General features: G+C 58.8%; 21 protein-coding genes. 14 read left to right on the top strand and 7 right to left on the bottom strand.

Annotated elements, in window-relative coordinates; genetic code table 11:
* Nucleotides 1-4 precede the first annotated feature (4 nt).
* The 3 genes from LCH64_RS01235 to LCH64_RS01225 are packed head-to-tail and all read left to right on the top strand — an operon-like array spanning nt 5 to nt 2,844.
* Nucleotides 5-685: a C39 family peptidase gene (locus LCH64_RS01235; protein ID WP_134786490.1), complete on the top strand. Its 681-nt coding sequence runs from the start codon at nt 5-7 to the stop codon at nt 683-685.
* A 44-nt stretch (nt 686-729) separates the two neighbouring features.
* Complete coding sequence (locus LCH64_RS01230) at nt 730-1,476, top strand: hypothetical protein (RefSeq protein ID WP_226499236.1); 747 nt, start codon at nt 730-732, stop codon at nt 1,474-1,476.
* Nucleotides 1,477-1,521: 45 nt separating this feature from the next.
* Nucleotides 1,522-2,844, top strand: a complete 1,323-nt coding sequence (locus LCH64_RS01225; RefSeq protein ID WP_226499235.1) for a hypothetical protein — start codon at nt 1,522-1,524, stop codon at nt 2,842-2,844.
* 86 nt (nt 2,845-2,930) lie between these two features.
* Here LCH64_RS01225 and LCH64_RS01220 read toward each other — a convergent pair whose 3' ends face one another.
* Nucleotides 2,931-4,256, bottom strand: a complete 1,326-nt coding sequence (locus LCH64_RS01220) for a sigma-54 dependent transcriptional regulator (protein WP_003225372.1) — start codon at nt 4,254-4,256, stop codon at nt 2,931-2,933.
* A 345-nt stretch (nt 4,257-4,601) separates the two neighbouring features.
* On the opposite strand from LCH64_RS01220, the gene LCH64_RS01215 reads away from it, so the two are divergent.
* From LCH64_RS01215 to nhaB, 3 genes are all read left to right on the top strand, one after another.
* Nucleotides 4,602-4,868, top strand: a complete 267-nt coding sequence (locus LCH64_RS01215; protein ID WP_003225374.1) for a hypothetical protein — start codon at nt 4,602-4,604, stop codon at nt 4,866-4,868.
* 280 nt (nt 4,869-5,148) lie between these two features.
* Complete coding sequence (locus LCH64_RS01210; protein ID WP_226499234.1) at nt 5,149-6,435, top strand: hypothetical protein; 1,287 nt, start codon at nt 5,149-5,151, stop codon at nt 6,433-6,435.
* A 68-nt stretch (nt 6,436-6,503) separates the two neighbouring features.
* Nucleotides 6,504-8,006 carry a sodium/proton antiporter NhaB gene (gene nhaB / locus LCH64_RS01205; RefSeq protein ID WP_226499233.1) on the top strand — a complete coding sequence of 501 codons (1,503 nt, stop codon included), beginning with the start codon at nt 6,504-6,506 and terminating at the stop codon, nt 8,004-8,006.
* Nucleotides 8,007-8,130: 124 nt separating this feature from the next.
* On the opposite strand, the gene LCH64_RS01200 is transcribed toward nhaB, so the two are convergent.
* The 3 genes from LCH64_RS01200 to gnd are packed head-to-tail and all read right to left on the bottom strand — an operon-like array spanning nt 8,131 to nt 11,449.
* On the bottom strand, nt 8,131-8,952 hold the full coding sequence (locus LCH64_RS01200) for an HAD family hydrolase (RefSeq protein ID WP_226499232.1): 822 nt from the start codon (nt 8,950-8,952) through the stop codon (nt 8,131-8,133).
* On the bottom strand, nt 8,949-10,472 hold the full coding sequence (gene zwf, locus LCH64_RS01195) for a glucose-6-phosphate dehydrogenase (protein ID WP_226499231.1): 1,524 nt from the start codon (nt 10,470-10,472) through the stop codon (nt 8,949-8,951). The genes LCH64_RS01200 and zwf overlap by 4 nt, the downstream gene beginning before the upstream one ends.
* On the bottom strand, nt 10,469-11,449 hold the full coding sequence (gnd, locus tag LCH64_RS01190) for a phosphogluconate dehydrogenase (NAD(+)-dependent, decarboxylating) (RefSeq protein ID WP_226499230.1): 981 nt from the start codon (nt 11,447-11,449) through the stop codon (nt 10,469-10,471). The genes zwf and gnd overlap by 4 nt, the downstream gene beginning before the upstream one ends.
* 274 nt (nt 11,450-11,723) lie before the next feature.
* Between gnd and LCH64_RS01185 the strand changes: the two genes are divergently transcribed.
* Nucleotides 11,724-11,906 (top strand): DUF6026 family protein, encoded by a 183-nt coding sequence (locus LCH64_RS01185; RefSeq protein WP_003225385.1) that lies wholly within the window; start codon nt 11,724-11,726, stop codon nt 11,904-11,906.
* Nucleotides 11,907-12,106: 200 nt separating this feature from the next.
* Entirely contained in the window at nt 12,107-13,855 is a 1,749-nt protein-coding gene (locus LCH64_RS01180) for a phosphoethanolamine transferase CptA (protein ID WP_226499229.1), read from the top strand.
* A gap of 342 nt (nt 13,856-14,197) precedes the next feature.
* Here the strand turns inward: LCH64_RS01180 and galU are convergent, their stop codons facing one another.
* The gene (galU, locus tag LCH64_RS01175) at nt 14,198-15,037 is read right to left on the bottom strand and encodes a UTP--glucose-1-phosphate uridylyltransferase GalU (RefSeq protein ID WP_007912230.1); all 840 of its coding nucleotides are present in this window, start codon (nt 15,035-15,037) and stop codon (nt 14,198-14,200) included.
* Nucleotides 15,038-15,295: 258 nt separating this feature from the next.
* Here galU and LCH64_RS01170 point away from each other — a divergent pair, with 258 nt between their 5' ends.
* Both LCH64_RS01170 and LCH64_RS01165 read left to right on the top strand, forming a co-directional pair.
* Complete coding sequence (locus LCH64_RS01170) at nt 15,296-15,481, top strand: hypothetical protein (protein WP_003225388.1); 186 nt, start codon at nt 15,296-15,298, stop codon at nt 15,479-15,481.
* Between the two features lie 157 nt (nt 15,482-15,638).
* Nucleotides 15,639-15,920, top strand: a complete 282-nt coding sequence (locus tag LCH64_RS01165) for a hypothetical protein (RefSeq protein ID WP_226499456.1) — start codon at nt 15,639-15,641, stop codon at nt 15,918-15,920.
* A gap of 3 nt (nt 15,921-15,923) precedes the next feature.
* Here the strand turns inward: LCH64_RS01165 and LCH64_RS01160 are convergent, their stop codons facing one another.
* Entirely contained in the window at nt 15,924-16,154 is a 231-nt protein-coding gene (locus LCH64_RS01160) for a hypothetical protein (RefSeq protein WP_003225391.1), read from the bottom strand.
* A 72-nt stretch (nt 16,155-16,226) separates the two neighbouring features.
* Entirely contained in the window at nt 16,227-16,583 is a 357-nt protein-coding gene (locus tag LCH64_RS01155; protein ID WP_226499228.1) for a hypothetical protein, read from the bottom strand.
* Between the two features lie 212 nt (nt 16,584-16,795).
* Between LCH64_RS01155 and LCH64_RS01150 the strand changes: the two genes are divergently transcribed.
* The 4 genes from LCH64_RS01150 (at nt 16,796) to alkB (ending at nt 18,772) form a co-directional block, all read left to right on the top strand.
* Nucleotides 16,796-17,098, top strand: a complete 303-nt coding sequence (locus LCH64_RS01150) for a DUF1883 domain-containing protein (protein WP_003225394.1) — start codon at nt 16,796-16,798, stop codon at nt 17,096-17,098.
* A 28-nt stretch (nt 17,099-17,126) separates the two neighbouring features.
* Complete coding sequence (locus tag LCH64_RS01145) at nt 17,127-17,297, top strand: hypothetical protein (protein WP_003225397.1); 171 nt, start codon at nt 17,127-17,129, stop codon at nt 17,295-17,297.
* A 93-nt stretch (nt 17,298-17,390) separates the two neighbouring features.
* The gene (locus tag LCH64_RS01140; protein ID WP_226499227.1) at nt 17,391-18,101 is read left to right on the top strand and encodes a 2OG-Fe(II) oxygenase; all 711 of its coding nucleotides are present in this window, start codon (nt 17,391-17,393) and stop codon (nt 18,099-18,101) included.
* A 5-nt stretch (nt 18,102-18,106) separates the two neighbouring features.
* Nucleotides 18,107-18,772: a DNA oxidative demethylase AlkB gene (gene alkB / locus LCH64_RS01135; protein ID WP_226499226.1), complete on the top strand. Its 666-nt coding sequence runs from the start codon at nt 18,107-18,109 to the stop codon at nt 18,770-18,772.
* The last annotated feature ends 54 nt before the right edge of the window (nt 18,773-18,826 follow it).

Below are 18,826 nucleotides of genomic sequence, written 5' to 3'. Positions count from 1 at the left end.
GATCATGCGTAAGACTGCCTTTATCGCCCTGCTTTGCCTGTCCGGCCTGACCCAGGCTGCCCAGATGCCCGTCGCTGCCCTGCCCGGCGGCGTACTCATCTACAAGAACGTGCAAAGCATTCGTGAACGCAAGTTTGCCGACATCGTCGAACAAAAAACCGATTTCAGCTGCGGCGCCGCCGCACTGGCCACGGTACTGCGCCAGGCTTATTGGCTCGACGTCGATGAAGAGCACATCATCAAAGGCATGCTGGTCAACGCTGACCAGGACCTTGTTCGTACCCAAGGTTTCTCCATGCTGGACATGAAACGCTACATAGAAAGCATCGGCATGCGCGCCAGGGGCTACAAGATTCCACCGGAAAAACTCGACGACGTAACAATCCCGGTGGTGGTACTGATGGAAATTCGCGGCTACAAGCATTTCGTGGTGCTGCAGCGTTCGGACAAGGATTGGGTTTATATCGGAGATCCCGTCTTAGGCCACAAACGCTACGCCCATGATGACTTTGTCAAAGGTTGGAACGGCATCGTCTTCGCCATCGTCGGCCCCGGTTATGACAAAACCAATGCATTGCGCATGCCACCGACCCCGCTGACCGCGAAGAACAAGCTGGATAACTTCAACCCTGTCAGAGATGCCGAATTGATGGACTTCGGGTTCATACAGAGCGACTTCTTTTAATCGCCGATTATAAAGAATGGGGCTGGATGTCCCGGGAGCAGCAGATGAAAACCTCATACTGGCTGGCCGCCGCCTGCCTGGCAGCGAGCGCGTCAGGCTATGCCAATGCAGGATTCAAACCCATCGAAGTTCAGGATCAGGAGCTGTCCCAGCTTCGTGGTCGTTACGTCATGCCGGGGCGGATCATCAGCTTCGGCATTGTCATGAGCAGTACCTGGCGCAACGCCAGCGGTGATCTGATCGGCGCTGCGACGTCGATGCAAATCCAGGCCACCACGATCAAACCGGAATTCTATGTCTCGACCATCAAGGAACAGGGCAACGGCAGCACCCCGACTCCGGGCACTGGCAATGTCATTGGTGGCGCGGCACTCAACAGCAGCCAGGGCGTGACCCAAAGCGTACGCGCCGCCGGCGACGGCAACACCGCCAGCAACAATGTGGCCATCAATGTAAAAGAAGCCAACACCCCTCCGCCGCTGGCACCCGCACAAGGCCAGGCCCTGATGGCCGGGCAGACCATCGGGGCCAGCAACGCCGCCGGCAGTGTCGCCGTTTCGGCCAGCAACAGTGGCGTGCAAATGGCCATTCAGGCCTCGGGCAATCAAGGCACCGCCCTGCAACAAGTCGCCCAAGGCGGCCTGCTGCAGAACACCCGCCTGCTCGGCAGCGCCAACGTGGTCAACAACATGACCCAACTCAATGTTGTGCTTAACAATAACGGCATCAGCCCCGGCGCACTGGACTGCAACCTGACTCAACTCAGGACACTACGCAATATCGGATATTGAACTACGCTGAGTCTCGATCATTGGGCTTAAAGGGACGGCTTATTCATGTATCGATCAGTATCACTGCGTGCCGCTGTATGTCTGAGTACTCTTCTACCCGCGGCGATGCTGCAAGCAGCACCCGACGCAGATGTGGAGACCCTGAAACAGGAACTTCTGGAGCTGAAGCAACGATACGAAGTACAACAAAAGGCCCTGGCGGTGCTCGAACAACGGGTCCGTCAGGTTGAAGACCAACCGGCTGCCCCACAACCCAAACGCCTGGCCAAGTCGCCATCCGATATGAAGGGCAATCCAAAAGTCGCGACCAGCACCGGGGCTCCCGGAGTTGGCGCGGCGGCAGCGTCGGGGGGCGCAGCCGGGGGCAGTGGCGCTTCTTACGGCCAGTCGCTGGCCGACGATTCGCAACCGGCCCAGAGCGTATCCAACCTCTACGACGAGGCCAGCGGCTTCTTCGGCGGCGGTAAATTCAGCTTTGAAACCGGTGTGACCTACTCGCGTTACGACACCCGACAGCTGATCCTCAACGGCTTCCTCGCCCTGGATTCGATCTTTCTGGGCAACATCAACCTCGACCGGATCAAGGCTGACACCTGGACGCTGGACCTGACCGGGCGCTACAACTTCGACAACCGTTGGCAGTTCGACGTGAACGTGCCGGTGGTTTACCGCGAATCGACCTACCAGTCCGGTGGGGGTAATGGTGGTGCATCGAACGTCACCACGGAACAGGATGTTTCGCGCGACCCGACCATCGGCGACGTCAACTTCGGCATCGCGTACAAGTTCCTCGACGAGTCGGCCAACACGCCGGACGCCGTGGTCACCCTGCGGGTCAAGGCGCCAACCGGCAAGGACCCGTTCGGCATCAAACTGCGCCAGACCGATGCCAACTCCAACCTGTTCGTGCCTGATACGCTGCCTACCGGCAACGGCGTCTGGTCGATCACACCCGGGGTTTCGCTGGTCAAGACGTTTGACCCGGCAGTGCTGTTCGGCAGCTTGTCCTACACCCACAACCTGGAAGAGTCGTTCGACGACATCAGTTCGACCGTCAACCAGAAAACCCCGGGCAAGGTCAGCATCGGCGACAGCTTCCAGATCGGCGCCGGTATTGCGTTTGCACTGAACGAAAAGATGAGTATGTCGTTTTCGATGTCTGATCTTGTGCAACGCAGGAGCAAACTCAAACCCGATGGCGGAGATTGGCAATCGGTGGTGTCCAGTGACGCCAACGCGGGTTACTTCAACGTCGGCATGACCATTGCCGCCACGGACAACCTGACTATCGTGCCCAACCTGTCGATCGGCATGACCCCGGATGCCCCCGACTTTTCCTTCAGCCTGAAATTCCCGTACTACTTCTAAAGCAAAAGATCGCAGCCTGCGCCAGCTTCTACAGAGTTAATCCCTGTAGGAGCTGCCGCAGGCTGCGATCTTTTGAGCTTTGGTCTCTAACGAATCTGATGCTTATGCAGCAGGCGATAAAACGTCGGCCGCGACACGCCCAGCACCTTCGCCGCCACACTGAGGTTGTCGCTGTGCCGGTTCAACACATCGCACAGCGCCTGGCGTTCGGCGCGAGTCTTGTAGTCTTCCAGCGTCCCCATCGGCGCCGAAATCGAGTGCTGACTGAGTAATCCCAGATCCCGGGCTTCGATCTGCCTTCCTTCCGCCAGCACCAGACCACGTCGCACGCGGTTGGCCAGTTCCCGCACGTTGCCTGGCCAATCGTGTTTGCCCATGGCGATCAACGCATCCTCACTGAAGCTGCGCGGACGGCGCCCGGTCTCGTGGCTGTAAAAGTGGGAAAAATGGTTGGCCAGCATCGACAGATCACCGTGGCGTTCGCGCAATGGCGCGGTTACCACTTGCAGCACATTGAGGCGGTAATAGAGGTCTTCGCGAAAACGCTTTTTCTCGATGGCCGCTTCCAGGTCAACGTGGGTGGCCGCCAGCACACGAACATCGACCGGGATCGGCTGACTGCCGCCGACGCGCTCGATGTGTTTTTCCTGGAGAAAACGCAACAGGTTAGCCTGCAATTCAAGTGGCAGATCGCCGATTTCATCGAGAAACAGCGTGCCACCATTGGCGGCCTCGATGCGCCCGACCTTGCGCTGATGCGCACCGGTAAAGGCACCTTTCTCGTGGCCAAACAGTTCGGACTGAATCAAATGTTCGGGAATCGCCCCGCAATTGATCGCTACAAACGGCTTGCTGTGGCGTTGGGACTGGCGGTGCAGCGTGCGAGCGACCAGTTCTTTACCGGTGCCGCTTTCGCCACGGATCAATACCGGGGATTCGGTCGGCGCCAGTTTGCTCAATAACTTGCGCAGCTCACGGATCGGCTTGCTGTCGCCGAGCAACTCGTGTTCAGGCTGGTCGACGTGAATCGTGCCTTGCCCGCGCAAACGCGCCATGCCGAATGCGCGGCCCAGGGTCACCTGTACACGTGAGACATCGAACGGCAAGGTATGAAAATCGAAAAACCATTCGCAGACGAAGTCACCGACGTTCTGTAATCGCAGGACTTCCTGATTCAACACCGCGATCCACTCGGTGCCACTGCGACTGATCAGTTCCTTGACCGCTTCGGGGCGTTCAAGGTGAAAAGGTTGCAGTCGCAGCAGCCCGACATCACATGTCCGATCGGCGGCATTTTCCAGGGTACAACTGTCAACATCCCAGCCCACCGCGCGCAATCCGGGTAACAGGCGATGGCAGTCGTCACAGGGGTCGACTACCAATAAACGTCGTAACGCTGGCGCTTCGATCATGACTGTTCCTTGGCGCCAAATTTAAGGAAATTATTGTAAAAACAGTCATTTGGCAGACCCGACTGTAACATTAGCAAGAAATTGACAGGGCCTTGTATCGATTGCTTATAGGTATACAAGCTAACGAGTTATAAGAAGCGAGTTTATTAGTTAGCTATCGACTTGCTATCTTTCAGCAAGCTTTCAAAAACGCTCGAAATGTCCGGCCTCAGCAACAAAGTTGAAATTTCTTTATGTCGTGTGTGACCTGCCACGGGGTTGCGTGCATCAGTACAAGTAACCAGCCGAACGGTAAGCCCAACCGACGGCACATCATTTGATTGGGCACGACAGAGAGAAGACCCCATGACCGCCCCGCTCCGTATCAACGAAGCTCTTTTGATTGCCAACCACGCGTTCAAACCCTTCCAGTGCGTGGCCTGGGCCCCACAAGACGGCAACGGCGAACTGAACCTGACCGTCATCGATCGCACCAACTCGCATATCGGCCGCCAGCAGATCCCAAGCAGCGCCTACTCCGACCCGGCGCAGCTGGAATTGCTGTTGCAACAGGCCCGTGCTGAATTGAGCAAAGAAGGTTACCTGCTGCAATCGTGGTCGATGCCGCATTGATCAGAGGGGCATGCGGGTGACATTCAGGTCATCCGCATTGTGTTTCGTTAGTTACAAACTGCTGTTTATCTCCAGTACTTTTGTACAACTTTCCTTCAAGCGTCAGGCGCCACTGCTTGGCAGGCTTTCATTTGGTTCAAAAAGACACTGTTATGGCACAGTGCGACCCTCCACCTGTTAGTTCTCTCAGTTGAACTTGCGTGTATTCAGGGATTGAATGTTCCGCTCATGCAGTTACCCGCCCGATTCGGGCCTGGTCAACTTGCAAGGAGAAGCATGCATGTCCTCCGAGAACGCCTTTGCGCGCCCGGCACTACTCAATACCTGCGGACAACTGGACAAACAATTTGCCAACACTGGCGTTGCTCAAGTCTATTTCGCCGGCAGTGTTTCCAGCATGACCCAGGGTGTTGCGCTGGACCGACAGGGACGCGTGTTGGTCGCCGCCAAGATCGGCACTGCCCAGGGCAGCCGTTTTGGTCTGGCGCGAATACTCGCTGACGGTTCGGCCGACCTCGCGTTTGGACAGCAAGGCAGTGTGATCGGTGAATTTGAACGCGGTTTTGAAGCCACGGGTGGCAAGGTCCAGGTGCTGCCCGACGGACGAATCCTGCTGGCCGGGCTGCATTATCAAAACACCCATCGCACCCTGCCCGCCCTTGCCCTGTTCAGCGCCGACGGAATTCCCGACCCGGGTTTTGGCGAAAATGGCTGCAAAGTAGTACGCCTGCCTGGAGACCTGTCCATCGGTTCCCGCGATACCTGGCTACCGCCCGGCGTGCCAGGCGCCGAAGCCTGCGACATCGCCGTGCAAGACGACGGGCACATTCTGCTGATCGCCAATCACCACTTCGAACTTGCCGACCATGCCGGCATGCTGATCCGCCTCATGCCGGACGGCGAGCTCGATACAAGCTTCAATGGCCGCGGCTTCGTGATGATCCGCCATCTGCTGCTCAACACCTGGCTCAGCAGCCTTGTATTGCAGGAGGATGGGCGGATCCTCGTCGCTGGCTCAATTGACTTCCCCCAAGAGGGGCTGGTCGCGCGCTATTTGCCTGACGGGCGCCTTGATGAACGTTTCGCGGTGGATGGTTTCCTCGCCTTCAAGGCCCACGGCCAAAGCGCGATGGTCAGCCAGGTCATCGAGTCGCAGGAGCATCTGCACTGCTTTGGCAGCAGTCGCGACCCGATCCGCTGCCTGACGCTGAGCCTGCACCGAAATGGTCGTCCGGAATTGCGCAACAACTCAGGCCTCCCGCATCTGCTGGAAATCGGTCCCAGCGGTTGCCAGTGGAGCGCAGCCCAATGCATGGCTGATGGCCGAATCATCGCGGTGGGTGCAACGATTGGCGGGATCGAGGCGGATTTCATCGTGGCGCGCTATCTGCTCGACGGACGACTCGACGCGCAGTTCGGCAACGGCGGCTGGCTACGCACGCGTCTGGGGCACAGCCTGGACACCGCCAATTCGCTCGCCGTGCAGGTAGACGGACGCATCCTGGTTGGCGGCTATTCACTAGACGGCAACTACCGCGCCATGGTCGCGCGCTATCTGAATCAATAACTCCCGCGGACTTGAACTTGCCAGACACTTGCGGCAACTTGCGCGCTTCTTAATACAAGGAGCAACCGATGTCCGGTTCACTGGCCCAGGCGTTCGCGCACAATTTCCTCGGGCATTCGCCCCGCTGGTACAAGGCGTGCATCGTCGGGTTCCTGATCCTCAATGCCGTGGTGCTGTTCACTGTCGGCCCGGTCGCCGCCGGCTGGCTGCTGGTGATCGAGTTCATTTTCACCCTGGCCATGGCCCTCAAGTGCTATCCGTTGATGCCCGGCGGGTTGTTGCTGATCGAAGCCCTGCTGCTGAAGATGACCACGCCGCAGGCCCTGTACGATGAGTTGGTGCACAACTTTCCGGTGATCCTGCTGCTGATGTTCATGGTCGCAGGCATCTACTTCATGAAAGACCTGCTGCTGTTTCTGTTCTCGCGCCTGCTGCTCGGCGTGCGCTCCAAGACGCTGCTGGCGCTGATGTTCTGTTTTCTCTCGGCGTTTCTGTCGGCGTTTCTTGATGCGCTGACCGTGACGGCGGTGATCATCAGCGCGGCGGTCGGTTTCTATTCGGTTTACCACCGCGTAGCCTCGGGCAACGATCCGCGCCAGGACAGCGAATTCAGCGACGACCGGCACCTGCCAGCCCTGCACCATGACGATCTCGAACAGTTTCGCGCATTCCTGCGCAGCCTGCTGATGCACGGCGCGGTGGGCACCGCACTCGGCGGGGTCTGTACGTTGGTGGGCGAGCCGCAGAATCTGCTGATCGGCCATGAGATGGGGTGGCACTTCGCAGAGTTCTTCCAGAAGGTCGCGCCGGTGTCGCTGCCGGTACTGGTGGCTGGCCTGCTGACCTGCATGCTGCTGGAAAAGTTGCGCTGGTTTGGCTACGGCACCCTGCTGCCGGACAACGTGCGTGCCGTGCTAGCCAATTACGCCGCCGAAGACAACGCCGAACGCACCCCGCGCCAGCGTGCCGCCCTGCTGGTGCAAGGCACTGCTGCGTTGATCCTGATAGGTTGCCTGGCGTTTCATGTCGCCGAGGTCGGCCTGATCGGTTTGATGGTAATCGTCTTGATCACCGCGTTCACTGGCATCACCGACGAGCATCGCCTGGGCAGCGCCTTCAAAGACGCCATGCCGTTCACTGCATTGCTGGTGGTGTTCTTTGCCGTGGTCGCGGTGATTCACGATCAACAACTGTTTGCCCCGTTGATCCAGTGGGTGCTGGCCCTGCCGGCGGAGCAACAACCGGGCATGCTGTTCATTGCCAACGGCTTGCTCTCGGCGATCAGCGACAACGTGTTCGTCGCCACCATCTACATCACCGAAGTGAAACAGGCGTTCCTGTCCGGGCACATGAGTCGCGAGCATTTCGAGACACTGGCGATCGCGATCAACACCGGCACCAACCTGCCGAGCGTGGCGACGCCGAATGGTCAGGCGGCGTTCCTGTTCCTGCTGACCTCGGCGATCGCGCCGCTGGTGCGCCTTTCGTACGGGCGGATGGTGTGGATGGCGTTGCCGTACACCGTGGTGATGGGGTTGCTGGGGTGGTATGCGGTGAGTTACTGGCTCTGACAACACGCGATTAAAACTGTGGGAGCGGGCTTGCTCGCGAAGACGGAGTATCAGGCACTTGATGTGTTGACTGACACACCGCATTCGCGAGCAAGCCCGCTCCCACAGTTTGTTTCCGGGTGAATCAGCGACCGAGGATGTACTTCTCGATCGCCTGCGCCACGCCATCGTCGGTGTTTGGCGCGGTCACTGCATCGGCCTGCCGTCGCACCGCTTCTTCCGCCTGCCCCATGGCGATCGAGAACCCGGCACGATGGAACATCGCCGGGTCATTACCGCCATCGCCAATCGCGGCGGTGTGCTCCAGCGGCACGTTCAGGTACTCCGCAATCGTCGACAGCGCGGTGCCCTTGTTTGCCTCCAGCGCCGTGACGTCCAGATACACCGGTTGCGAACGTGAAACCTGCGCCTGTCCCTCAACCTTGGTCAACAAGCGAGCTTCCAGTTCAATCAGCAGATCCGTGTTCTGACTGGTGGCGACGATCTTGTCGATCCTTTGCAAATATGGCTCGAAACTCTCCACCACCACCGGCGGATAGCCAAGACCGTGCTGTTCACGCGGCACCATTGGCCCGTTGGGGTCCTTGAGCAGCCAGTCACCGCCACTGAACACCCAGATTTCAACACCTGGCTGATCGATGAACGTCGCCAAAGCCGTCAGCGCCACCGTTACCGGCAGATAGTGCGCAGCCAGCAGCGTGCCGTCAGGCTTGACGATGGTGCCGCCGTTGAACGCCGCTGTCGGCACGTCGATACCCAAGGCTTCGATCTGCTGCAACATGGCTTTGGGCGGGCGCCCGGTGGCCAGGCTGAAGAACACGCCCGCCTCGCGCAACGAGCGAACCGCGTCGAGCGTGCGCTGGCTCAGGCTGTGATCGGGCTGCAACAGTGTGCCGTCCATGTCACTGAGCAGAAAACGGATGGAGTGTTGCGTTGCGTTACTCATCCCAGACCATGCCAGACGCGACCATCGCGAGTCAGCAGATCATTGGCGGCTTGTGGGCCATCTTCACCGGCAGCGTAGCTTTGCACGCTGGCGTCCTGCTGCCAGGCGTCGAGGAACGGTTGCACCGCACGCCAGCCGTTCTCGATGTTGTCGGCACGCTGGAACAGCGTCTGATCGCCGGTCAGGCAGTCATAGATCAGCGTTTCGTAACCGGTTGACGGCTGCATCTCGAAAAAGTCCTTGTACGCGAACCCCAGCTCGATGTTGGCCATGTTCAACGCCGGCCCCGGCCGTTTGGCCAGCAGGTCGAACCACATGCCCTCATTGGGCTGGATCTGGATACGCAGATAGGTTGGCTGCAGCTCGTCGACCTCGGTGTCACGGAACTGCGCGTACGGCGCCGGTTTGAAGCAGATGACGATCTCGGTGTCGCGTACGCTCATGCGCTTGCCGGTGCGCAAATAGAATGGCACACCGACCCAGCGCCAATTGTCGATCATGACTTTCAGCGCGACGTAGGTTTCGGTGCTGCTGTCGGGCGAAACGTTCGGCTCCTGACGGTAACCGTTCAACGCTTTGCCATCGACTTCACCGGCGCTGTATTGACCGCGTACCGAATTGGCTCGCGCCTCCTCGACCGTCCATGGGCGGATCGCGCCGACCACTTTGGCCTTCTCGCCACGCACGGCGTCAGCGCCGAACGCGGCCGGTGGTTCCATGGCGACCATCGCCAGCAACTGGAACAGGTGATTGGGCACCATATCCCGCAACGCGCCGGTGTGTTCGTAAAAACTGCCACGGGTTTCAACACCGACGGTTTCTGCGGCGGTGATCTGCACGTGGTCGATGTAATGGTTGTTCCAGAAGGCCTCGAACAGGCTGTTGGAGAACCGGCTGACCAGAATGTTCTGCACGGTTTCCTTGCCCAGGTAATGGTCGATCCGATAGATCTGTTTCTCGGACATGACCTTGAGCAGGCAGGCGTTCAAGGCTTCGGCGGTTTGCAGATCGGAGCCGAACGGCTTCTCGATTACCACCCTTCTGAACGCCTCGGGGGTTTCCTCAAGCAGTTTGGCCGCGCCGAGACGGCGCACCACTTCACTGAAGAAACGTGGCGCGGTGGCCAAGTAGAACACCGCATTGCCAGTGCCGCTGTCGGCTATTTTCGCCGCCAGCGCTGAATAGGTGCTGTCGTCCAGGAAGTCGCCCTGGACGTAGCTGATACCTTTGGCGAGCTTGGCCCACAAGGCCGGATCAAGCATCTGATCGCCCTTGCCGACCTTCGCCGCCACTTCGGTACGGATGAAGTCTTCAAGTTTTTGCGCGAAGGCTTCATCGCTAATGGCGTTGTGGTCAACGCCGACGATCCGCAGGCCATCATTCAGCAGGCCGTCGCGACTCAGGTTGTACAGCGCCGGCATCAGCAAGCGCTTGACCAGGTCACCGTGGGCACCGAACAGAAACAGCGTGGTCGGTGGAGCGGGTTCTGCCTTGGATTTCCTGCGGATCGTATGGGTCATTTTTTCGGTGTCTCCACATGGCCGCCGAAGCCGAAGCGTTGGGCCGAAAGGATCTTGTCGCCAAAGGTGCCCTGACCGCGGGAGCGGTAGCGCGAGAACAACGAGTTCGACAGCACCGGCACCGGCACTGCCTGTTCCATGGCCGCTTCGATGGTCCATTGACCTTCGCCGCTGTCAGCCACCGAACCGGAGAACCCATCGAGTTTCGGGTCGCTGGCCAGCGCGTCGGCGGTCAGGTCCAGCAGCCAGGACGAAACCACGCTGCCACGACGCCAGACTTCGGCGATGTCGGCAACATTCAGATCAAAGCGCTGGTCTTCCGGCAGACGCTCGCTGGATTTGGTCTTGAGGATGTCGAAGCCTTCGGCAAACGCGGCCATCATGCCGTACTCGATGCCGTTGTGGATCATCTTCACGAAGTGCCCGGCACCGGCAGGACCGGCGTGAATGTAGCCGTGCTCGGCACGGTGATCATCGGACTTGCGGTCCTTGGTGCGCGGAATGTCACCCATGCCCGGCGCCAGCGCAGCGAACAGCGGGTCAAGGCGCTGCACAGTCTCGGCATCGCCGCCGATCATCATGCAATAGCCGCGTTCCAGGCCCCAGACGCCGCCGGAGGTACCGACGTCGATGTAATGCAAGCCCTTCTCGGCCAGGGTTTTCGCCCGGCGAATGTCATCCTTATAGTTGGTGTTGCCGCCGTCGATGATGGTGTCACCGGCTTCCAGCAAGTCGCTCAGGGTGTTGATGGTGTCTTCGGTCGGCGCGCCGGCCGGCAGCATGACCCATACGGCACGTGGCTTGGCCAGGCCTGCCACCAGAGCGGGCAGGTCGGCAACGCCGGTGGAGCCCTCGGCGACCAGGTTATCGATGAAAGCGGTATTGCGGTCGTAAACAACGGTGGTGTGACCGTTGAGCATCAGACGTCGCGCAATATTGCCGCCCATGCGGCCCAGTCCAATAATCCCGAGTTGCATGTGCTGATGCTCCTTACTACAAATAAATGTGTGTCATTGGTTATAGCCCAACGCGACTGATGGAGGTTAGTCCAGAGCGTTGCGATGAAGTTTCCGGGCATTGTGCCCGATCCAGACTGATAACGCCCCGAATCCTGCCGAAGACACACCGACCATGAAAAATAAAAAAGTTCCATTCACGGGCAAAAGAAATCAAAATTGGCGCCGATAGCAGGTCAGTAGCCCCGACGCGGGGACGATTTGCAGTTGAGACACGCCATTTGCGAGGTGAGCAATGGGCACAGTACACACAGCAATGCCGCCACAAACCCTGTACGTCACGATCCGTCGCGATGAATTGCGCCAGTTGAAAGACGAGCGCGACCAGTTGAAGCAGGAGCTGGCGCAGCTGCGCTCGCTGACCCAGGGCGCTCAGCCCAAACCTCTGCCGGTTGTCCAGCGTAATCCGCACGCCTGACCTGTCTCGCCAGCTTCGGGAACGGCGCCTGTCGTTCCCGACATGATGCTCCCCCGCCCCTGATCAGCAACTAACGAAGTTTTCACATTGCCTTGGTGATACTCCGGCCCATTCTGGCCGTGCGTTTGCGCGCGGCTTCCGTTCGTCGGTTTTGATGTAGCGCTCCGACGGTGGTTAGTGACGATGAGCTGGAGTGCTGAATGGCATTGTTCAAACGCAGCAAAACGACTGCGACAGGTTTCGATTGGGCCGGGGTTCTCTGGCTGTTCGCGTTCTTCTGGTATTTCTCGGGAATCACCCAACTGCTGATCCAGCTGACCGGCACCTCCGGTTTCAGCGGTTTCCGTCAAGCCTTCGTGATGAGTGCGCTCTGGCTCGCCCCGATGCTGGCGTTCCCCAAGCGCACCAAACTGCTCGCCGCGTTGATCGGCGTGGTCCTGTGGGCCTGCTCCATGGCCAGCCTGGGTTACTTCTTCATCTATCAGCAGGAGTTTTCGCAAAGCGTCATCTTCATCATGTTCGAGTCGAACGTGTCTGAGGCGGGCGAGTACATGACCCAGTACTTCGCGTGGTGGATGATCCCGGCGTTCCTCGCCCATACCGCTTTCGCCTACTTCCTGTGGACCCGCCTGCGCCCGGTTTACATGCCCCGTGGCCGCGCGTTCGTGGCTGCGATCGCGATCGTCTTCGCCGTAGTCGGCTACCCGCTGATCAAACAAACCCAGCGCACCGGCAGTTTCGCCGGCGGTTTCGAGAAGTTCGAAGACCGCATCGAGCCAGCCGTGCCTTGGCAGATGGCGGTGGCTTACCACCGCTACCTCGATACGCTGGCCGGCATGGAAGAGATGCTGCACAGCACCAGCAAGGTCCCGCCGCTGCATAACCTCAAGGTTGCAGACGCCGATAAACCTTCGACCCTGGTGCTGGTGATCGGCGAATCGACCAACCGTCAGCGCATGAGCCTGTACGGCTATCCGCGCAAGACCACGCCGGAGCTGGACAAGCTCAAGGATCAGCTCGCGGTGTTCGACAACGTCATCACTCCGCGCCCTTACACCATTGAAGCATTGCAACAGGTCCTGACCTTCGCCGACGAAGAGAATCCTGATCTGTACCTGTCGACGCCTTCGCTGGTCAGCATGATGAAACAGGCCGGCTACAAGACGTTCTGGATCACCAACCAGCAGACCATGACCAAACGCAACACCATGCTCACGACCTTCTCCGAACAGGCCGACGAGCAGGTGTACCTGAACAACAACCGTAATCAGAACGCCGCGCAGTACGACGGTGACGTGATCGAGCCGTTCAACAAGGCGCTGACTGATCCGGCTCAACGCAAGCTGATCGTCGTGCATCTGCTCGGCACTCACATGAGCTACCAGTACCGCTATCCGCCGACCTTCGACAAGTTCCAGGATCGTACCGGCGTGCCGGCCGGCGTGCGTGATGACCAGGTGCCGACCTACAACAGCTATGACAACGCCGTGCTGTACAACGATTTCGTGGTGTCCAGCCTGATCAAGGACTACGCCAAGTCCGATCCGAACGGTTTCCTGCTGTACCTCTCCGACCACGGAGAAGACGTGTTCGACTCCGCCGGCCACAACACCCTGGGCCGTAACGAGAACAAACCGACGGCGCCGATGTACACCATTCCGTTCATGGCCTGGGCTTCGCCGAAATGGCGCGAGAACCATGACTGGAACTTCGCCGCAGACCTCGGCCGGCCGTACAGCAGCTCGCACCTGATCCACACTTGGGCGGACATGGCCGGCTTGAGTTTCGATGAACTGGACCGCAGCAAGAGCCTGGTCAGCGACAGCTTCAAGCCGCGTCCGCTGATGATCGGCAACCCGTACGAGCGTGAGCAGCGCGCGCTGATCGACTTCAGCCTGATGAAGCCGAAAAAGGTCGAGCCCGCCGCAGCGAATGTCGTGCAGCAGTAACGGCCTGGAAGGCGCCGGTTTCGAGAGATCGCAATCGGCGCAACGAATAAAGAAAAAGCTCCGTATCGCAAGATACGGAGCTTTTTTCGTTTCGGGCGGACAGGTTGCTCGCTTGTGCGGGGCTCTGCTGTGCCGTCTGAAGCGAATCGGCACAGCCAGCATGCTCGAACGTGCCCTCCCCTTGAAAAAGCAGCCAGCGCGCTCAGAGCGCACCAGTGAACCGCACTGCTGGACTCAAGGGGTTTTCCAGCACAAAAACAAACGCCCCGAACAAGCCGGGGCGTTTGTGGGTACATTCACTTGGGTGCATTTAACACCCGTCGCGATGCAGATCCGGCGCTATCAGTAAGCCTTGCCGGTCTTGTAGAAGTTCTCGAAGCAGAAGTTGGTGGCTTCGATGTAGCCTTCGGCGCCACCGCAGTCAAAACGCTTGCCCTTGAACTTGTAAGCCATTACGCAGCCATTCTGGGCCTGCTTCATCAGGGCGTCGGTGATCTGGATTTCGCCACCCTTGCCTGGCTCGGTCTGCTCGATCAGATCGAAGATGTCCGGGGTCAGGATGTAACGACCGATGATCGCCAGGTTCGACGGAGCGTCTTCCGGCTTTGGCTTCTCGACCATGCTGTGTACGCGGTAGATGTCGTCGCGGATCATCTCGCCGGCGATCACGCCGTATTTGCTGGTTTCCTGTGGATCGACTTCCTGAATGGCGATGATCGAGCAGCGGAACTGCTTGTACAGCTTGACCATCTGGGTCAGTACGCCGTCGCCTTCGAGGTTGACGCAAAGGTCGTCCGCCAGTACCACGGCGAACGGCTCGTCACCGATCAGTGGGCGACCGGTCAGAATCGCGTGGCCCAGGCCTTTCATTTCGGTCTGACGGGTGTAGGAGAACGAGCACTCGTCGAGCAGCTTGCGGATGCCGACCAGGTATTTTTCCTTGTCGGTGCCTTTGATCTGGTTTTCCAGCTCATAGCTGATGTCGAAGTGGTCTTCCAGAGCACGCTTGCCACGACCGGTCACGATCGAGATTTCAGTCAGGCCAGCATCCAGAGCTTCTTCAACGCCGTACTGGATCAGTGGCTTGTTTACCACCGGCAGCATTTCTTTGGGCATGGCTTTAGTCGCTGGCAGGAAGCGAGTACCGTAACCGGCTGCTGGGAACAAGCATTTCTTGATCATATAAGTCCTTGAAAGGGCTGTGTGTACGAGTTTCGGCGCAGTCTAATCAGGCGGCGCGCACCTTACAATGCCCCGCACTGGCTAACCGATGCCAACATAGAGAAATATTCTCTCCGATAGTTCCGTTGGCGTCTTCGACCCGCGAAAACAGAGTAGCTCAAACACGCAAATGCGCTGCATCACCATACGCTCATCGTCCCCCAATGTGAGGATTTGTCGGTATCATGGCGCCTTTGAACCAGCGAACGAGACAGATAGATGGCCGCGGTAAAAATCATCAACGGGTATGTGATCGACAAGAAAGACGGCAAGTGGACGCTGACCACTACCAATGGCGAACACATCGCCGGGCCTTTCGACAGCGAGCAGTTGGCGACTGATGTGGCGTCGGTGTTCACCGACACCCCGGCGTCGTCCAAACGCCGTGGCAAAGATCAGGACTGATCGATTGCGACACATCCCGAGCCCTGCCCTTGTGCAGGGCTTTTTGTGACTGCCGGGCACACCAGCGCAAACAAGTGGCCAATCGCTATAACCTTTTCACTCCGGCGCTGTCAGAGCGTTTAGCCCCTCCCTCGCTGAAGACGACACACTTATGAACATGAAAAGATTGCTGCCGCTGATTGCGGTATTGGCCCTGGGTGGCTGTGCCACCTCGCAAACCACATACCTGAACAACGGCGAACAGGGCCTGACCATCGATTGCTCGGGCGAGGCCAACTCCTGGGCCACCTGCTATGAGAAGGCCGATGCCTCCTGTGCCGGCACCGGTTATCGCATTGTCGGGACCGATGGCACGCCGGCCCCCAAAGAAAGCGACAAGACTTTGGGGGTCGATGTCGGCAACTACAAAAACCGTAGCGTGGTGGTGGTCTGCAAATAGACCCTACATGTGAATCTCGGCGAATTTGATCCCGAGCCCGCGCACGATCTCGATCAAGTCGTCGAGCCGGGCAAAGGATTCGACTTCGTCGTTATCGTCCACCAGGAAATAGCTGCGACCGGCACTCTTCTTGAAAAAAACGATCCACTCACCCGGGTTCGCCGGATTTTGAATGACATGCGTGGCAGAGATAAGGCCCTCTGCATGCCGTTCCCGTACTTGCTCTCGCTTCATGCGCGACTCCAGAAATGAAAATGCCGTCACAGCATGACTGTGACGGCATCGGTGCTGATGGCCGCTATTCTATCAGCCGGAAATACAGGCATTGGCGGCGTTTTGCACGTCACGAGGGCGAATCGGCACATTGGACATGCGCTCATGCAGCTTGATGCTGCTGCCGCCGGAGCGGTCTTCGATGTCAAACACCGCTGCCGCGCCGGTGGAAAATTTCCCGGGGACAATCACTCGCACGCCATCCTTGTGCGGCTGCATCTGCAGCGCGCCACGGCTGCTGGCCAGCTTGTCCGCAAGGCACTGAGCATACTCATGGGGTTTCTTGCCGGAAATCACGCTCATGGTCGGCAAGGTTTCATTGATCTCAGAAACACTCGCGCAACCACCCATGACCAACATCAACGGCAGACACACCACACCCCACTTCATACAAATACCTCCCATAAAGACCCTCGGACAGCAGTAATGCCATTTTTCTCCGAGGCTTACTCCATTAAACCCGCATCGAATCGCGAATAACTGTTTTTAATTGTCAAAGCAGCGCTCGACGGCGGGATAATAACCTGTTCGGGCTGATAAACTGCGCCAATCGCACATGCTATCGTTTTGATTTAGTAGAAAAAGCCCTTCTGGAGGCGCCCATGAAATTCATTCACCAGCGCGAGCACCTCAACGAAGACGACATTGTCGTCATCCAATGCTCGCAAACCTGCAACATCCGATTGATGAACGACGCCAACTTCCGCGCGTTCAAGAATGGCGGACGCCACACCTACCACGGCGGCGCTTTCGACAAGTTTCCAGCACGCATCACCGCGCCGAGCACCGGTTTCTGGAACATCACCATCGACACCGTCAGCCGTCGCGCCATCAGCGTCACGCGCAAACCGAACCTGACCCACTCGATCAAGATCATCCGCCGCTCCAGCACCAAACTCAGCTGAGTCGCCCTGACACAAGGTAAGTACGACCGTGGCCCAAACGACCAAATACGTCATCAAATACAAGCTCAACGGTGATCGCCGCTTCGAGTTCGCGCAACTGGAGCACGGCACCGTGGAAGAAGCCAAGGCTGCACTGGATGCCATTCACGGCCAGACCGATGACGTGATCAGCGATATCGCCGTCAGCAAAGCCCTGTAACGCAGTCCGTCGAATTCAACCGCAAGCGGCGGGGTGTTCTGCCGCAGGGACTTGCCCAGACTGACAGCCTAGACCAAGTGTTCAGGAGTCAGCATGTCAATGTCCCCGTCACGGCTGGATGCGCTCGATTGGCCCAGCCTGGAGCAGCAACTGGATCAATACGGCTACGCCATCATCCGTTCGCTGCTGTCGGCGCCAGCCTGTGAGCGCTTGAGCGCCCTGTATTCACAGACCGAACCGTTTCGCTCGCAGGTCATCATGGCCCGCCACGGTTTCGGTCGCGGGGAGTACAAATACTTTCGATATCCCCTTCCGACCACCCTCGAGCGTCTGCGCAACGCGCTATACCCGCGCCTGATGCCGTTGGCTAATCGCTGGTACGAACGCATGAATTTGCCCGTCCGATTTCCCGCAACCCTTGCCGAGTTTTTGCAGCAATGCCACGTCGCCGGCCAGTTGCGACCGACGCCACTGCTGTTGCAATACGGCCCGCAGGACTACAACTGCCTGCATCAGGATCTGTATGGAGAACTGGTTTTCCCTCTGCAGGTGGCGATTCTTCTGTCAGCGCCGGGGCAAGACTTTACCGGCGGCGAGTTCGTCCTGACCGAGCAGCGTCCACGCATGCAGTCGCGCCCGCACGTCGTGGATCTGCACAAGGGTGATGCAGTGCTTTTCGCAGTGAACCAGCGCCCGGTCAGAGGCACACGCGGCGACTACCGGGTGACCATGCGTCACGGCGTCAGTCGCCTGCACAGTGGAAATCGGCATACCCTAGGCATCATCTTCCACGATGCGTCCTGAGCAGCATGCAACCGACCACTTTCGACCTGTTCGCCGACCACGAACCCGAGCAGCAACCCCGTACCGAACAGATCGGCGAGCAATCGTGGGTGTTGCGCGGCTTCGCCCTGCCGGTGCTCGATCAACTGCTGCCGGCGCTGGATGCCGTTCTCGCCGCAGCGCCGTTGCGTCACATGATGACGCCGGGTGGTTTCAGCATGTCGGTGGGCACCAGCAGTTGCGGCGCACTGGGCTGGATCACCGACCGCAGCGGTTATCGCTATAGCGCACGGGATCCACTGACCGGCAACCCTTGGCCAGCAATGCCTGAGGTGCTGTCCGAGCTGGCGCAGACAGCGGCGCAACGCGCAGGATTTGCCGACTTCCACGCCGATTCCTGCCTGATCAACCAATATGTCCCCGGCGCGAAGATGTCTTTGCATCAGGACAAAGACGAAAATGCCTACGCCGCGCCGATCGTCTCACTGTCCCTGGGCTTGCCGGCCATGTTCCTGTTCGGTGGTTTTGCCCGCAGCGACAAGAGCCAGCGCATTCCTCTGCTGCACGGCGACATGGTGATCTGGGGCGGCGTTGATCGCCTGCGCTTTCACGGGGTGCTGCCGATCAAACCCGGCCGGCATCCGCGTCTGGGCGAACGGCGGATCAACCTGACTTTCCGTGTTGCCGGATGATCCTGAAAAGTTTGACCGCAAGGCCCGGAGTGTTACGAACATCGCCGCTGGTTA

Source organism: Pseudomonas sp. MWU16-30322 (assembly GCF_020515535.1).
GTDB lineage: Bacteria > Pseudomonadota > Gammaproteobacteria > Pseudomonadales > Pseudomonadaceae > Aquipseudomonas > Aquipseudomonas fluorescens_H.
Note: the sequence above shows the minus strand (reverse complement) of the source record. Positions and strands in the feature narration are given on the sequence as shown.

Excerpts from the sequence above, each read along its gene's own strand:
- LCH64_RS01235 (WP_134786490.1), top strand. The coding sequence starts at position 5 with ATGCGTAAGACTGCCTTTATCGCCCTGCTTTGCCTGTCCGGCCTGACC.
- LCH64_RS01230 (WP_226499236.1), top strand. The coding sequence starts at position 730 with ATGAAAACCTCATACTGGCTGGCCGCCGCCTGCCTGGCAGCGAGCGCG.
- LCH64_RS01225 (WP_226499235.1), top strand. The coding sequence starts at position 1,522 with ATGTATCGATCAGTATCACTGCGTGCCGCTGTATGTCTGAGTACTCTT.
- LCH64_RS01220 (WP_003225372.1), bottom strand. The coding sequence starts at position 4,256 with ATGATCGAAGCGCCAGCGTTACGACGTTTATTGGTAGTCGACCCCTGT.
- LCH64_RS01215 (WP_003225374.1), top strand. The coding sequence starts at position 4,602 with ATGACCGCCCCGCTCCGTATCAACGAAGCTCTTTTGATTGCCAACCAC.
- LCH64_RS01210 (WP_226499234.1), top strand. The coding sequence starts at position 5,149 with ATGTCCTCCGAGAACGCCTTTGCGCGCCCGGCACTACTCAATACCTGC.
- nhaB (WP_226499233.1), top strand. The coding sequence starts at position 6,504 with ATGTCCGGTTCACTGGCCCAGGCGTTCGCGCACAATTTCCTCGGGCAT.
- LCH64_RS01200 (WP_226499232.1), bottom strand. The coding sequence starts at position 8,952 with ATGAGTAACGCAACGCAACACTCCATCCGTTTTCTGCTCAGTGACATG.
- zwf (WP_226499231.1), bottom strand. The coding sequence starts at position 10,472 with ATGACCCATACGATCCGCAGGAAATCCAAGGCAGAACCCGCTCCACCG.
- gnd (WP_226499230.1), bottom strand. The coding sequence starts at position 11,449 with ATGCAACTCGGGATTATTGGACTGGGCCGCATGGGCGGCAATATTGCG.
- LCH64_RS01185 (WP_003225385.1), top strand. The coding sequence starts at position 11,724 with ATGGGCACAGTACACACAGCAATGCCGCCACAAACCCTGTACGTCACG.
- LCH64_RS01180 (WP_226499229.1), top strand. The coding sequence starts at position 12,107 with ATGGCATTGTTCAAACGCAGCAAAACGACTGCGACAGGTTTCGATTGG.
- galU (WP_007912230.1), bottom strand. The coding sequence starts at position 15,037 with ATGATCAAGAAATGCTTGTTCCCAGCAGCCGGTTACGGTACTCGCTTC.
- LCH64_RS01170 (WP_003225388.1), top strand. The coding sequence starts at position 15,296 with ATGGCCGCGGTAAAAATCATCAACGGGTATGTGATCGACAAGAAAGAC.
- LCH64_RS01165 (WP_226499456.1), top strand. The coding sequence starts at position 15,639 with ATGAAAAGATTGCTGCCGCTGATTGCGGTATTGGCCCTGGGTGGCTGT.
- LCH64_RS01160 (WP_003225391.1), bottom strand. The coding sequence starts at position 16,154 with ATGAAGCGAGAGCAAGTACGGGAACGGCATGCAGAGGGCCTTATCTCT.
- LCH64_RS01155 (WP_226499228.1), bottom strand. The coding sequence starts at position 16,583 with ATGAAGTGGGGTGTGGTGTGTCTGCCGTTGATGTTGGTCATGGGTGGT.
- LCH64_RS01150 (WP_003225394.1), top strand. The coding sequence starts at position 16,796 with ATGAAATTCATTCACCAGCGCGAGCACCTCAACGAAGACGACATTGTC.
- LCH64_RS01140 (WP_226499227.1), top strand. The coding sequence starts at position 17,391 with ATGTCAATGTCCCCGTCACGGCTGGATGCGCTCGATTGGCCCAGCCTG.
- alkB (WP_226499226.1), top strand. The coding sequence starts at position 18,107 with ATGCAACCGACCACTTTCGACCTGTTCGCCGACCACGAACCCGAGCAG.